The 13,412-nt window shown below is 33.5% G+C and carries 17 protein-coding genes; 13 read left to right on the top strand and 4 right to left on the bottom strand.

Features of this window, described 5'->3' with window-relative positions; genetic code table 11:
* Positions 1-155 precede the first annotated feature (155 nt).
* The 4 genes from PBV87_RS02960 to PBV87_RS02945 all read left to right on the top strand — a co-directional run bounded on the left by PBV87_RS02960 (position 156) and on the right by PBV87_RS02945 (position 4,386).
* Entirely contained in the window at positions 156-2,306 is a 2,151-nt protein-coding gene (locus tag PBV87_RS02960) for an ankyrin repeat domain-containing protein (RefSeq protein WP_271011093.1), read from the top strand.
* A 79-nt stretch (positions 2,307-2,385) separates the two neighbouring features.
* Positions 2,386-3,117, top strand: coding sequence for a hypothetical protein (locus PBV87_RS02955; RefSeq protein WP_271011092.1), 732 nt, complete (start codon positions 2,386-2,388; stop codon positions 3,115-3,117).
* Positions 3,118-3,319: 202 nt separating this feature from the next.
* A complete protein-coding gene (locus tag PBV87_RS02950; protein WP_271011091.1) occupies positions 3,320-4,105 on the top strand; it encodes a YdcF family protein in 786 nt (261 codons plus the stop codon).
* Between the two features lie 74 nt (positions 4,106-4,179).
* On the top strand, positions 4,180-4,386 hold the full coding sequence (locus PBV87_RS02945; protein ID WP_271011090.1) for a hypothetical protein: 207 nt from the start codon (positions 4,180-4,182) through the stop codon (positions 4,384-4,386).
* 56 nt (positions 4,387-4,442) lie between these two features.
* Here the strand turns inward: PBV87_RS02945 and PBV87_RS02940 are convergent, their stop codons facing one another.
* Positions 4,443-4,880, bottom strand: a complete 438-nt coding sequence (locus PBV87_RS02940) for a GatB/YqeY domain-containing protein (RefSeq protein WP_271011089.1) — start codon at positions 4,878-4,880, stop codon at positions 4,443-4,445.
* Between the two features lie 215 nt (positions 4,881-5,095).
* On the opposite strand from PBV87_RS02940, the gene PBV87_RS02935 reads away from it, so the two are divergent.
* Positions 5,096-5,770 (top strand): hypothetical protein, encoded by a 675-nt coding sequence (locus PBV87_RS02935; RefSeq protein WP_271011088.1) that lies wholly within the window; start codon positions 5,096-5,098, stop codon positions 5,768-5,770.
* Positions 5,771-5,861: 91 nt separating this feature from the next.
* Here the strand turns inward: PBV87_RS02935 and PBV87_RS02930 are convergent, their stop codons facing one another.
* On the bottom strand, positions 5,862-6,731 hold the full coding sequence (locus PBV87_RS02930) for an SDR family oxidoreductase (protein ID WP_301335031.1): 870 nt from the start codon (positions 6,729-6,731) through the stop codon (positions 5,862-5,864).
* 233 nt (positions 6,732-6,964) lie between these two features.
* Here PBV87_RS02930 and PBV87_RS02925 point away from each other — a divergent pair, with 233 nt between their 5' ends.
* Together PBV87_RS02925 and PBV87_RS02920 are read left to right on the top strand one after the other, a co-directional pair.
* A complete protein-coding gene (locus PBV87_RS02925; RefSeq protein ID WP_271011087.1) occupies positions 6,965-7,495 on the top strand; it encodes a GNAT family N-acetyltransferase in 531 nt (176 codons plus the stop codon).
* A 36-nt stretch (positions 7,496-7,531) separates the two neighbouring features.
* A complete protein-coding gene (locus PBV87_RS02920) occupies positions 7,532-8,062 on the top strand; it encodes a GNAT family N-acetyltransferase (RefSeq protein WP_271011086.1) in 531 nt (176 codons plus the stop codon).
* Positions 8,063-8,299: 237 nt separating this feature from the next.
* On the opposite strand, the gene PBV87_RS02915 is transcribed toward PBV87_RS02920, so the two are convergent.
* Both PBV87_RS02915 and PBV87_RS02910 read right to left on the bottom strand, forming a co-directional pair.
* Complete coding sequence (locus PBV87_RS02915) at positions 8,300-9,121, bottom strand: nitroreductase family protein (protein WP_271011085.1); 822 nt, start codon at positions 9,119-9,121, stop codon at positions 8,300-8,302.
* Positions 9,122-9,135: 14 nt separating this feature from the next.
* The gene (locus PBV87_RS02910) at positions 9,136-9,960 is read right to left on the bottom strand and encodes a nitroreductase family protein (RefSeq protein ID WP_271011084.1); all 825 of its coding nucleotides are present in this window, start codon (positions 9,958-9,960) and stop codon (positions 9,136-9,138) included.
* Between the two features lie 156 nt (positions 9,961-10,116).
* On the opposite strand from PBV87_RS02910, the gene PBV87_RS02905 reads away from it, so the two are divergent.
* Genes PBV87_RS02905 through PBV87_RS02880 form a run of 6 tightly spaced genes read left to right on the top strand, consistent with a single transcriptional unit; the run spans position 10,117 to position 13,239 of the window.
* The gene (locus tag PBV87_RS02905) at positions 10,117-11,043 is read left to right on the top strand and encodes a LysR family transcriptional regulator (protein ID WP_330680339.1); all 927 of its coding nucleotides are present in this window, start codon (positions 10,117-10,119) and stop codon (positions 11,041-11,043) included.
* Positions 11,044-11,060: 17 nt separating this feature from the next.
* A complete protein-coding gene (locus PBV87_RS02900) occupies positions 11,061-11,384 on the top strand; it encodes an inorganic pyrophosphatase (RefSeq protein WP_271011083.1) in 324 nt (107 codons plus the stop codon).
* Between the two features lie 11 nt (positions 11,385-11,395).
* Positions 11,396-11,905: a P-loop NTPase family protein gene (locus PBV87_RS02895; RefSeq protein WP_271011082.1), complete on the top strand. Its 510-nt coding sequence runs from the start codon at positions 11,396-11,398 to the stop codon at positions 11,903-11,905.
* A 44-nt stretch (positions 11,906-11,949) separates the two neighbouring features.
* A complete protein-coding gene (locus PBV87_RS02890; RefSeq protein ID WP_271011081.1) occupies positions 11,950-12,108 on the top strand; it encodes a class I SAM-dependent methyltransferase in 159 nt (52 codons plus the stop codon).
* Positions 12,109-12,155: 47 nt separating this feature from the next.
* On the top strand, positions 12,156-12,776 hold the full coding sequence (locus tag PBV87_RS02885; protein ID WP_271011080.1) for a hypothetical protein: 621 nt from the start codon (positions 12,156-12,158) through the stop codon (positions 12,774-12,776).
* 13 nt (positions 12,777-12,789) lie between these two features.
* A complete protein-coding gene (locus PBV87_RS02880) occupies positions 12,790-13,239 on the top strand; it encodes a GNAT family N-acetyltransferase (protein ID WP_271011079.1) in 450 nt (149 codons plus the stop codon).
* Positions 13,240-13,412: the final 173 nt, after the last annotated feature.

Below are 13,412 nucleotides of genomic sequence, written 5' to 3'. Positions count from 1 at the left end.
TTATATTCTAAGCCTTCTTTAACAATTATAATAAAAGTCACCAAAGGGTTTATAAGCTATCTTTGCTAGTCTTAAAATGGCTAGGGTAACAATGACTTAAAAATAATAAAGAAGTTGCCGATATAAATTTATATAGACTGAAAGGAAGAATACATATGCAGCAAAAGAAAAGAAAACCTATTCCTACAACTGTATGGTTTAATATAGGAATGTTGGTAATTGCAATGGGATTATTTGTTTATGAGCAATATATATCTGCCGTACTTATTATTATGTTGGTGAGCATCGTTGGCGTTATAGACTTACTTATGCTACCTTGTGCAACTGTTCTTTTAAGAGACAAGGTTAAGAAAAAAGAACTTAGAGTATATAAAAATTTTGCTAAGTTTTATTTAAGTAATCGAAGACTTGCTTATTCTAAAGGAAACTTTGAAAAGGCGATAGATAATAATTGGATTGATATTGCCACTATGTTTATCTTGTTAGGCATACAAAAAAACTATGAAAAAAGTGAAAGAGATACTTTGCTTTTGAAAGTTTTTAAGAAAGATTATGGTAAGATTTTTGAAGTACTTACTAAGGGGGGTTTTAAGGGTGACTTTAGAATAGAAGAGACTGGTGAACCTTTTATTTTTGAAACCTTAAAGCAAGATAATCCTTTATATTTAGAACTCTTGTTAAAAGGTAAAGTAGAACCGGATCAATTAAATTTAGAAAATGAAACCCCTATTTATATAACTATAAAAGAAAGTTTAAATGAGCATTTACAAGTGCTCTTGAAATATTCAACAGATTTAAATCAATTAAATAAGGAAGGTTTAACCCCGCTGTTTTATGCAGTAAAAGAAGGTAATATAGAAGCCTGTGAACTTATATATGACAAAATTCAAACTGAAAAACAACCTCATGAAATAAAGTTTGAAGCATTGAAGGATCCCCTTTTAATGAATCAACCACGTGCTAAGGGAGATACAGAATTAATGATTAAGCTCATTGCCTCAAAGGATAGAGCAACCTTAGAAATTTTAGAACAATACTTTAAAAATAAGAAAGATTATAGACTAGATGTTCAAACAGGAGTAGAACTATATGTACGTTTAAGCCGCATTGAAGCCACTATGGAGCAGCATGAGGCAGTTACTCATGAAGTGCAAGAAATGAGTAGTGAAGAAGAATGTAAAAAAGATTTATATCACTATATTTTAAAGCGTTATAAGTTTAGTCCTGTAGGGAAATTTAATATCGATAGAATATATAAAACCCCTAAATGTATCGATAGTTTTAAAGAACCTTGTAAACAGTGCAATGGAAGTGGGGAAATGACTTGTTCACATTGTGATGGACAAGGAGAAGAACCTTGTGAGACATGTCATGGAACAGGTGAAACAGTATGTACAAAATGCCAAGGAACTTTAAAGATGTCTTGTAAAGCGTTGAATAAGTACATAGAATGTAAAACATGTCAAAAAGGAAATTATACCTGCGTACATTGTGATGATAAAGGTATAGCAGAGTGTCCCGAATGTAATGGGCGTGGTGTAGCAAGGTGTACTTGTCCAAAAGACAAGAAAATTAAATGTCCACATTGTGATAAAGGTTATATCTTTATTAAAGATGGTATGTATAAAAAATGCCCACATTGTGATGGTGGAGAAATGTGTGGACTTTGTCAAAATACAGGCTGGGTAAATGAGAAGTTTAAAGATAAGGGGTATGCTTGTAAAGTATGTAAGGGCACGAAGAGGATTACTTGTCATAAATGTAAAGGAACTAAAAAAATTAAATGTAAAAAGTATTATGAAATGGATTGTGATTGTCAAACAGGGAAGCAAGTTTGCGAAACCTGTGAAGGAAGCGCTAAAGTACCATGTAAACAGTGCTTAGGGAGTAAAAAGGAAAAATGTACTGAATGTACAGAAGGTTATATTTATACCAATGTAAGTATTGATTTTAAAGCAAAACAAGTATTACAAGATGAAATGATTATAGGACAAAATAGTAAGAAAGTAATCCTTAAAGATTTATTACCTCATATGGTAGATAAAGTGTGTAGTGCAGATGAGATGATTAATAAAGTCTATACTTTAATACGTGTAGACTTAAAAACGTCAGATGTACTTATTCGTAATGCTTCTATGCAAGAGCAAGTACACCAGATGATTAAGAATAAATCTGAGGAAGGTATGTTAGATATTTTAGAACTTGTTCCACTTGAATACACACGTATTACTTTTGAAGAGCGCTCAGGTAATCGAATGGAGAGTATTTTAGTTGGAGAAAACTTCTTTAAGAGCTATAATGGATAGGGTATGACTTGAGAATTATTGAATATAAGTGTAAAATTACATATACTAACCAATCATACGACTTAAGGAGTTATCTCATATGAAAAGATGGCAAAAAATAGTGGGTACCTTATTCATTGTAAGTGTGTTAAGTGTAGGTGGTATTAGTTATTGGCAACGTGAAAATATCCATACACTTTTGACAGGTCTTCAATATTCATCTGAAGTTTTGCAAGAACAAATGATTGCAAGCCAAGACGCAGTCAATCAAATTCTTACACAGTATCATTTAGATACAATGAGAACGTTAACAATAGAAGAGATGGAGCAATTAGAAACAGGTGAACTTTCCATTGAAGAAGCAACCAATCGCCTTGTTGCATCACTAGGAAATAAGGGAAATGGACAAGAAACAGAGCTAGAAAATAAAAATCTAGACCAAGTCATAAATGAAGAGGCAAAAGAACAAGTAAGCCCAGAGGCTCAGCTTGTGGCAAGTTATACAGCAAAGATGTATGCACTACGTGGTAAGTATATGGGACAGTTAAAAGGAATAGAGTCACAAGGATGGGCACTTTTAAATCAATATAAAAGTGGAAGTCAATCTATTTCTAAATTAACTTCTCAAGGTATGAGTCTTATGGGACAAGCAACTAAACTAGAATCACAATGTGATCGTGAGGTAGAGGATGTATTAGCAAGTTTATTGCAAGAACTCAAGGCAATAAAAGGTGATACGCAAGTAGTTCAAACGATGCGCCAAGCTTATTATACAGAAAAGAGTGCACAAAAGGCTTATTATGTTTCACTCATTCCAAGTAGAAACTCATAATATACTTTAAAAAGAGTTGAAATGCAGATTAGTACTCTAAATAATAGAAACATAAAAGTACAGTACTCAAAGCGTTAATAGGAGTATTGTACTTTTTATTTGATATCTTATAATTGTCTTATATGAAAATAGTTATAGAGTTTACCAGGAAAATTATAGACTCCTCTAAATAGATAAGGAGATAAAAGGGAGACAGATTAAGATGGATACGTTAGAAGCAATTAACCAGTTAGCAAAGTTCCTTGCAAGAAGAGATATTGAAGCAGTGAATGCAAAAACAGTTGACCTTATTATATTACTTGGAAATGCCTTGCCTTATACCATTGAGTTTGTGGCAGACTTGTATCATAAAGGTATAGGAAAACAGGTGATGATTGTAGGTGGAAAGGGGCATTCAACAACCTATTTATGGGAAGCCTTAAAGCAGGATAAACGCTATACACACATGGAGGTAGAAAATCAAGCTGAATCAGAACTTTTTAAAAGGATACTGGTTGAACAGTATCATCTACCCAAAGAAGCCTTATTTATTGAAAATCAGTCTACAAACTGTGGCAATAATGCAACCTATGCCATTGAAAAAATGGCTGCCTATCATCTTGATCCTAAATGTATTTTAATTATACAGGATCCAACAATGCAGATGCGTAGCCATCTTACTTTTATGAAGTATTTAAAAGAGGTTAAGTTGATTAGTTTTGCACCTTTTATACCTTATCTTAAGCAAGAAGGAGAAGAGTATTTTATAGAACCCCGTTCTATAAACGGATTATGGGATGTAGAACGGTTTATATCCCTCGTGATGGGAGAAATCCCAAGGCTTAGGAATGATGTCAATGGCTATGGTCCAAAAGGAATGAATTTTATTTTCCCTATTGAACTACCACCAGAGATAGAAGCTTGTTATAGCTATGTTCAAGACTACGGACTTCAAAACTTTGGTCACACTGTAAAGGACAGGCCCCGTGAATCTAAATATGAAGTATAAGATTGGTGATATTTGGTATAAAAGTTTTCGAGACTACATAAGGTGTAATAACTCTAAAGAGAGGAATTAGACCTATGCAAATTTGTTATATTCCAGCAAAACAAAAATCTTCTAAAGAAAATCAGGTACTACTCTACAGCAGTAGTATAACCTATTTATTAGGCGCTATTTCTAGAATAGGTGATTCGCAAGTGCGGCTTTTACTAAACATATGTCTTATATTAGGAGCTGTAGCAGGTACTCAAGGAATGATGAATGTGATAAAAAAGGCAAAAAAGTAACTACATAATAAAAATAGACACTGCCTACTGGACAGTGTCTATTTTTATGTGCTTATTTATTTGACAAAGCTTCCAATAACTTCATTAACCATTTTACCATCAGCTTTACCTTTGAAGAGTGGCATTAAGTTTTTCATCAAAAGCCCTTTATTAGATGTATCAAGGCCTTGTTCAGTAATTGTTTTTTTAACTAAACTTCGTACTTCATCTTCACTCATTTGTTGTGGTAAGAAGGCTGATAAGGCTTCTAATCTTACCTTTTCTTCTTCTACAAGATCAAGGCGACCACCAGCAGTATAGGCATCGATAGATTCTTTAACTTGTTTTACTTGCCTATTAAGCAAAGCAAGTTCTTCATCTTCAGTTAAATCTGCATGTTTTTCCTTTGAAGCTAATTTAATATCTGAAACAACTGCGCGCAGTGCATCTCTTTTTATGGCTTCTTTATTACGCATGGCCTCTTTAACGGCATCATTTAATATTTCTAATAACATCTTTTGTCCTCCTAAAAAAATAATTTTAATAGATAAAATAGATTATAACATATTGTTGTCAAATTTATAGACAAAATTTCGTTTAATATAGATAAATTTCAGATGTAGTATATAGAATACATAAAAAATGTTAGAGATTAATAATGATTTTAATCTCTAGATAATAAAATAGTAATAGGAATAAATAAAATGCACAAGATTAGGGGGGAGTCACAATGAAAAAGTATGATGTAGGGTGTAGGAAATGGATGCAACTCATGAGATGGGGTAAAGGGGTGGAACTTTTAACAGAAGAAAGTTTAACACTAGATACAGTATTTTTTCATGGGGTTATTATTAATAGTCATGGTGGACATTATGAACGTTGGATTCATTTATCTACATTAGATGAAGTTATTGGCTTTCTGACTTATGCTTTTTTACCTACTGCATTCTATAGTATTATGAATAAAGAGAATATCTTTTGTATGCCTACAGATTGTTCCTTTGATGAGATGATTGAGCTTTTAGAAGAAGATTTGTCTATTTATAAGGCTGAATTGTTACCTTATATGAAAGTGGTAAGTCATCAATTGGATCAGCTAAAGGCTGGTACTTGGGTAGAAAAAAGAGGAGTACTTAAGACCATAGAACGTCTTATAGAACAAGCCTTTAAAGGTGAATGTAGCCGATTAATCGGTTTTCAGATTTTCTACTCCCCTCTAGAAGTAGGGGAATGTTTAGTACGTTGTTATCGGGATGATGATTTGTTTGAAGAAGATGTAATAGAGCAAGTGATAGGTTTTACACAAGCCCAATGGCTATCTATTTGTCAAGAAGCGCTCATTAAACGAAGCAGTAAACAGAAGTTTATAGAGATTATGAATCAATATATGTTGGATATTTTATAGATGTTTTATTATAGAACTAAGCCCTAACACCTAAAAAGAGAAGATACTTAAAATAAAGTATCTTCTCTTTTTAGATGTAAAGTTCTTTAAACTAAGCGTTTACAATTTCGCCACCATTAATATGAATGGTTTGACCTGTTATATAGGATGCTGCTTCGGAGGCTAAGAAGACATAAGCACCGGCACATTCTATAGGTTGGCCAGCACGAGCAAGCGGTGTGTTCATCCCGAATTGAGCCACTTTGTCTGCTTGGAAAGAAGAAGGGATGAAAGGTGTCCAAATAGGACCTGGTGCAACTGCATTAACACGTATGCCAGATTTAGATTTAGCAAGGGAAAGAGAAAGGGAGCGTGTAAAAGCTGTCAAAGCACCTTTTGTCATTGAATAGTCTATAAGCGTGTCATGTCCATGGAAAGCTACAACAGAAGTAGTATTGATGATACAAGCCCCTGATTTGAGGTGGGGAAGGGCAGCTTGTGTAATATGGAAGGTGCCATAGACATTTGTTTTAAAGGTTCTATCAAATTGCTCATCTGTAATGTCTTCTAGTTTTTGAGCTTCAATTTGAACAGCGGCATTATTAACTAATATATCAAGTTTTTTGAAGTGTTCAAGTGTAGTGGTAAGAACACGTTCACATTCGGCTTTTTGGGTAATGTCAGCTTGAATAAGAAGACAGGTGCGACCAATGGCTTCGATGGCTTGCTTAATAGTTTCGGCATCGTGAGATTCATTGAAATAAGCAATAGCTACATGAGCCCCTTGTTTGGCATAAGCTAAAGAGACTGCACGACCAATACCGCTATCGCCACCAGTGACAAGTGCGACTTTATCTTGAAGTAAATTACCTTTTAAAGCGTAAGGATCTGCATCATAGAGTGGTAAGGGATTCATCTCTGATTCGAGTCCAGGATGCTGGTTTTGATGTTGAGCAGGAAAAGCTGTAGGAAAATTGATCATAAAGAACCTCCAATATTAATAATTTTTCTAAGGTTATTATGAGTCAAAAGATCGGAAAGTATATTGTAAAAATTATTCAGACAAAATATACTTAAAGAGTTAGGCAAGTAGACAAGGATGAATACTGTTTAAAATAAAAATAGGTAAATTATGCAAACAAGAAAAATATGAGGAAATAAAGGGCGTATGTGAGATAGGAGTCAAAATATATCATTTATGGAAAGGAGAAAGGAATGAGTAGATTGAGGTTGGTTTTACCATCTTTGGCAGATAAAGAACGTGTCATGGACTACAGAGAAGAATTTATTAGAAATAATGAGCGTATGGATGGTTGTGCAACACTAAGAGAAGCAAATACATTTGAAGAATGGTACCAAGTATTCCAAGATACTTTAAAAGAAGAAACCGTAAGACCTGGATTTGTACCAGCAACGACCTATCTTGCAGTAGATGGGGACGAAAAATTAATAGGAATGATTGATATTCGCCATAGGTTAAATGAGTATTTATTAAATTATGGAGGACATATAGGTTATAGCGTAAGAAAATCTGAAAGAAGACAGGGCTATGCTACTGAAATGTTAGGGTTAGCATTGGAGAAATGTGTAGAACTGGGAATAAAAGAAGTTTTAGTAACTTGTAATAAAGAAAATGTTGCATCGGCTAAAACTATTCTGAGCAATGGTGGAAGGTTAGAAGATGAACGTTCAGAAGAAGAGGTGTGTATTCAAAGATATTGGATTCACTTAGGGGAGATTAAATGAAAAATACAATGCAGCTTTGGAGAGAGGATGATAAGTGTGATTTATTATAATGATGAAAAGTTACTTATAAGAAGTATGCGAGAATCAGATGGAGATGTATTTTATAATACGTATTTATCTTATAACTGGCATCCTGAGAGGAAGACTTATAACAATTACTACAAAGAACAAGAAACTGGGAAGAGAAAAGTATTTATAGCAGAATATGAAAATCAGGTAGCAGGAATCTGTACACTTGTTCTAGAGCCAACAGAGGGACCATTTGGTGGTAAAGGTATGCCAGAAATCGTTGATTTATGTGTATTTTTTCATTTGCATCATATGGGGATTGGAAATAAGCTTTTAGATGTTGTAGAGGCAGAGGCTTTTAAGCTAAGTAATGAGGTTTATTTAGCAGTAGGAGTACATTCAGGCTATGGAATAGCACAGCGTATGTATATCAAACGCGGCTATATTCCAGATGGTACAGGGGTATGGTATCAGAACAAGCAGCTTGAGCAATATGCGGTCTGTTGTAATGATGATGACTTACTACTATTTTTATCAAAAAAGTTAACAGTATCATAAGAAAAAGGAGGTTTTGTTAATGAATGCTATCATGTTTTTAGTTCAAGTATTAGTAACTTTGACATTTTATGGGTTAGGTATTTATGCTTTAGTGTTACTGATTCAAGCATTAAAAATTTATATAAAGAAGAATTCTTAAATCAAAAAGATGTAACACATTGAATTATAAAATATGTTACATCTTTATTTATCTATACAGTCTTAAGTTAAAGCATGGATAATGAAGGGCTATTAAATCTATAGCCAAGTCACTTTAGCCTCTTGTCTAGGAACAGTTCTTTTGTAGTTGACATCAGGATAGCCAATGACTAAGCAAGAGATAAGTTCCTTACTATCTTGTATACCAAGTAAGTTTAGAATGGCTTGATTATCTTGAGCAGCGTGTAAGAAAAAGCCATTATAGAAAGTACCAAGACCTAAAGCATTTACCATTAATTCCATATTTGTAGAAGCTAAGCCACCGTTAATAGGCGTTGGAGAAGTAACAAGGACTACTAATGGTGCATTAAAGAAAAGTCTATCATTTTGTAATGGATCTTGCTTGTAGGCGTTGTAGCTATGAATCCAGAGATGAGCATATCTTTTAAGGTGTTCGGTTTCAGGTGTTAAGTTTGCAAGGATTGCTTCACCTTTTTGCTTCAAGCTTTCGTAAGCAAGTACTTTTAAATCATTAAGTTTTTCTGAAACCACAATATAAGATACATCTTGGCTATTTCTAGCGGTTTGAGTAAATCTTCCCGCCTCAAGAATCTTAAGAATTTTATCTTGTTCAATGGATTTATTTTTAAATCTTCTAACGCTTCTTCTGAATTTAATAAAGTTTAGGAGATGATCAGCCTCAATAGTAAACGTATCTTTCTCATAAGGAACTACGTCATCCATCTTATAGGTATCTGTTGAGACAGCTTCTACTGGGCAGATGGCAACACAGTGGCCACATTTCATACATCCGTCATTATTGATCACAGCTTTTCCTTCTTCTAAAGCAATGACATGAACAGGGCAATCTTTGATACATTGGGTACAAGCAATACATTTGTTTTTATCTACATTAAACATGAAAATCAACTCCTTTATTTTGATTCGTTTTGCCAAGATAGGATATAAGTAAAGTTTTTATCTTGGTCATCTTTGATTTGATTTAGTATGGCAAACGCTCCACTTATACCTTTTTCAAGGGCTGTTAAATGGAAATGACAAAGGGCTATTCCTATATCGATTTTAGTTAAACCTTTAGTACTACTAAGGTAAAAGTGTAGCATAGTCTTATCCTTTAATACTCTCCAAGGTTGTTTATTAATAGCTGAAGGTGCTAACCTTAACATTTCAAGTGGTTCGAAATAAGGGTCAGCATGATTAGGTTGAAGAGGTGTATCAAAATTCTGATTGAAGAACAGCTCAGTATAAGGCTTACGTTTATTCGTATTCTCACCAATCAAAGCAGCAATTAAAGATTTTTTTCCACCTTCATAACCTACAGGTGAGACGATAGGTAATATTTCAGTGTCGGATAAGTTCGTAGCTTTGGCAAATCCTCCTTTATTAAAGGTTCCACCTAACCATACTGTACCTAGGCCTAAGGCAGTACAATATAAAATAACTTTTTCTAATGTATAGCCTAATGCGATAAGTGATAAGTCATCTTGTTCACAAGCCGCTGCTAAGAAATAATTTGCGCCTTTAATGACACCATAGGTACCAAATTTTGTTTCTTTATCTGTAAGATCTTTTTTTATGAACTTAATTTTTACCTTTTTATGAAAAGGATTTTCTACCGTAGCAATGTAAGTTTCTATTTTGTTGATGACCTCTTGAGAAAGTGGTGTATCACTATAATTTCTAACGGAATGTCTCAGCTTGATAAGGTCTTTTGCTGATTGATGCAATGTATCATCCATAATGTGTACCTCCAATAGTTGTAGTTGGTTTTATATGCGCAAAACTTATAAATTTTTCTTGATTAAATTTTACTATTTGATAAGATAATGAGAGTATAACATTGTTTAACATTACATGTCTAATACAATTAAATCATAAAACTATAACTAAAAGTTATGAATGGAGATCAAATGAACTTACAACAACTAGAGTACTTTAAAGTGATTGCCAGTACAAAAAACTTTACAACAGCTTCTAATCTATTATCGGTCACTCAACCAGCACTCAGTAAGGCTATTGCAAAATTAGAGGAAGAATTAGATGTTTCACTTTTTGCAAGAGATGGGCGTAACATAGAGATTACCCATTTTGGGGAAGTCTTTTTGAAATATGCAGATGCAGCATTAAATGAAGTCCAAAGAGGCAAAGAAAAATTGCAAGAGATGAAAAGGTGCAAAGATTGTGTCATTTCTATAGCGTCAACGTATTGTTTAGGTGCGACTTTCATTCCTTTTTTAATAAGTAATTTTCTAAGTAATAGCCTACAAACTAAATTCAATCTTAACAATCAATCAAGAGAAGAGATTTTGAAGGATTTGAAGTATAGTAGAATAAACTTTGGATTTTTTGATAGTTTAAAGGAAATGGAAGCATATCCTGAAATAGAAGCAGTATTAGTACAAAAAGAAGCATATGTTTTAATCGTACCTAAAAATCACCCTTTAGCCAGCCAAGAAGAAGTTACTTTAGAAGCATTAAAAGAAGAAAATTTTATAGCCTATAAAGGTACATCTCAAGATGAAACCATATCCTATGAAGAGATAATGGGCTATACGCCTAGAATTATTGCAGAACCAAATGAAGGGAGTATCCTTGCAGGATTAGTTGCAGCTGGTGCAGGCATTGCTATTATTTTAAATACGCCTATTATTAATACAAATAAGATTTCAGTAGTAAAAATTAAAGATGATCTAGATTATAAGAAAATTTATATAGGATGGAATAAGCATGTCCTATTGTCTGAGCATCAAAATCTCTTTAAAGAATATGTTTTAAAGTTAGGTAGAGAGAATGACGTATTAGAGAATAAAAACATTAATTGATAAAGAGGAGCTATAAAATGATAGGAGAAATTGTGACAGTATTAGTAGACCGGGCAATGGGGACTTATCACCCTAAGCATAAAGAATTATATTATCCCATTAACTATGGCTATGTAGAAGGTATTATGGCACCGGATGGAGAAGAGCAAGATGCTTATATTTTAGGTGTTCTGGAACCGGTTAAGACCTTTACAGGGAGAGTTATTGCCGTCATTCATAGAACAAATGATATAGAAGATAAATGGGTGGTTGCACCAGAAGGTATAACTTTTACAATGGAGGAAATAAGGGAACAGGTTGATTTTCAAGAACAATACTTTGAAAGTGAAATCATTCTATAAGGGGGGCTATTATGGAATATAATCGTATTATTATTGTAGGGAGTCCAGGAAGTGGAAAGAGTTACTTCTCTAAAAGGATAGCAGCGGTAACGGGCTATCCATTATTTCATCTGGATAATGAATATTGGCAACCTAATTGGGTGGGGACACCAAGGAATGAATGGATAGAAAAACAACAAAGCATTATTGGAGGCACAAAGTGGATTATTGATGGAAATTATGATAGTACTTTAAAACTTCGTTATGAAGCAGCAGATCTGATTATTGATCTTAATATAAATCGTTATCTTTGCATGTGGAGTGCAATGAAAAGGCACGGTAAGAAACGCTCTGATTTCCCTACCCATTGTGTAGAAAAGATTGATAAAGAGTTTGTAGACTTTTTGAAGTTTATATGGAAGTTCCCAATTGCAAATAGAAAGAAAATAATAGCGTTAAGAGATCAATACCCTAACAAAGCTTATATAGAGATGAAGAGTAGACGTCAAGCTAGTCAATGGATTAAAATGCTAGAAGCCTAATAAATAAATGATAAGGATAGAGAAATTGGAGGGGAGCTGATAGAGTGAAAATCATATTAGGTGCTGGTCAAACAGTATTTGAAGGCTGGATAAGTACACAAGAGGAAGATTTAAATTTATTAGACAGAAAAGAATTTGAAAAACAATTTAAAGAAAATAGTATTGAAGCAATGCTAGCAGTTACCGGTATCTATATTGGATAATGATTACGGATATAACTTAATCAAAGAATTAGGGGGCCTATAAAGAGATGAAAAGTAACTTAATAAAAATAAGTACCTTATTAATGACCTTAATCATACTATGTTTTAACATCTTGGCAGGAGATATTCCAGAAGTGCTTATGGAAGGGAACCAAAAAGCTTTATTTATAGGAGAGATTAAAGAGATTCAAGAAGCATATTATACGCTTATTCCAATAACCGTTATGATGGGTACAATAGAAGAAGATGCGTTACAGGTTCATAAGTTTGAAACGTACTACGGAACAGATGAAGTCCCCCAAGAGGGTGATTATATTGTGGCCGTATTATTAGACGAACAACAAGTCGATGACCAATGGCTATTTAAAGCTACTTCTAGCGCATATGAAACTCTAAAGTTAGTTAGTGAAAAATACAATATGGTTGAAAGATATGAAACTTATATTAATCAAGGTGATTACTTTGATGCCCAGAGAAAGCTTGATGAGGAAAGAGAAGTACAGTTAGAAGTGGTGGAAGAAATTCAAGAAAGTCATACAATGCAGGCAGAAGTGGAAATCATACATAAATATGAAGATAATAAATGGATGTTTATAGGCTTAGGTAGTATGGGTATTATAGGTATTATAGTAGTCATCCTCGCATTCATTAAAAGAAAAGGTAAATAGGGAGATACGTATCATGGAAATTATTGAATATGAAGAATATGATAAAAAAGATCAGCTTATTGATTGTCTAAAGGTGTGTGAGTGGGGAGCAGGTAAATTTCTAGCCAAGTTAATCATAGAAAAGAGCTTTGAAAAAATATTAGGAAAGGATGGAAAGGTATTCTTTCTGATGGATGATGAGAAAGTGGTAGCTTTTTTGACATTAACTCAAAAAGATTGTATTGATGATACTAACTTATTCCCATGGATTGGATTTGTTTATACAGATGTAGTTTATAGAGGTAAGCGCTATAGCGAAAGGCTTATCCAACATGCCTTAAAGGTTGCAAAAGAAGAAGGCTATTCTAAAGTCTATCTAGCAACGGATCACGTGGGTTTATACGAAAAATATGGATTTGAGTATGTAGAAAACCGAATGGATGTATGGGATGAAGACAGTAGGATATATATTATAAATATTTAATACATAAATTATTAAAGGAGGATGGCCTACACCATCTTTTTTTCGTAATAAGGAAGCACTATCTTCTGGTTATTTAGGAGGTACAATTTTTCATAAATAATCAGAGGATTGAAGGGGAATAATGCTAATCTATATATTTAACTTACATAGACAAAATGATATATTGAATTAGT

Origin of the sequence: Holtiella tumoricola (assembly GCF_027857615.1) — a bacterium.
GTDB classification, from domain to species: domain Bacteria; phylum Bacillota; class Clostridia; order Lachnospirales; family Cellulosilyticaceae; genus Holtiella; species Holtiella tumoricola.
Note: the sequence above shows the minus strand (reverse complement) of the source record. Positions and strands in the feature narration are given on the sequence as shown.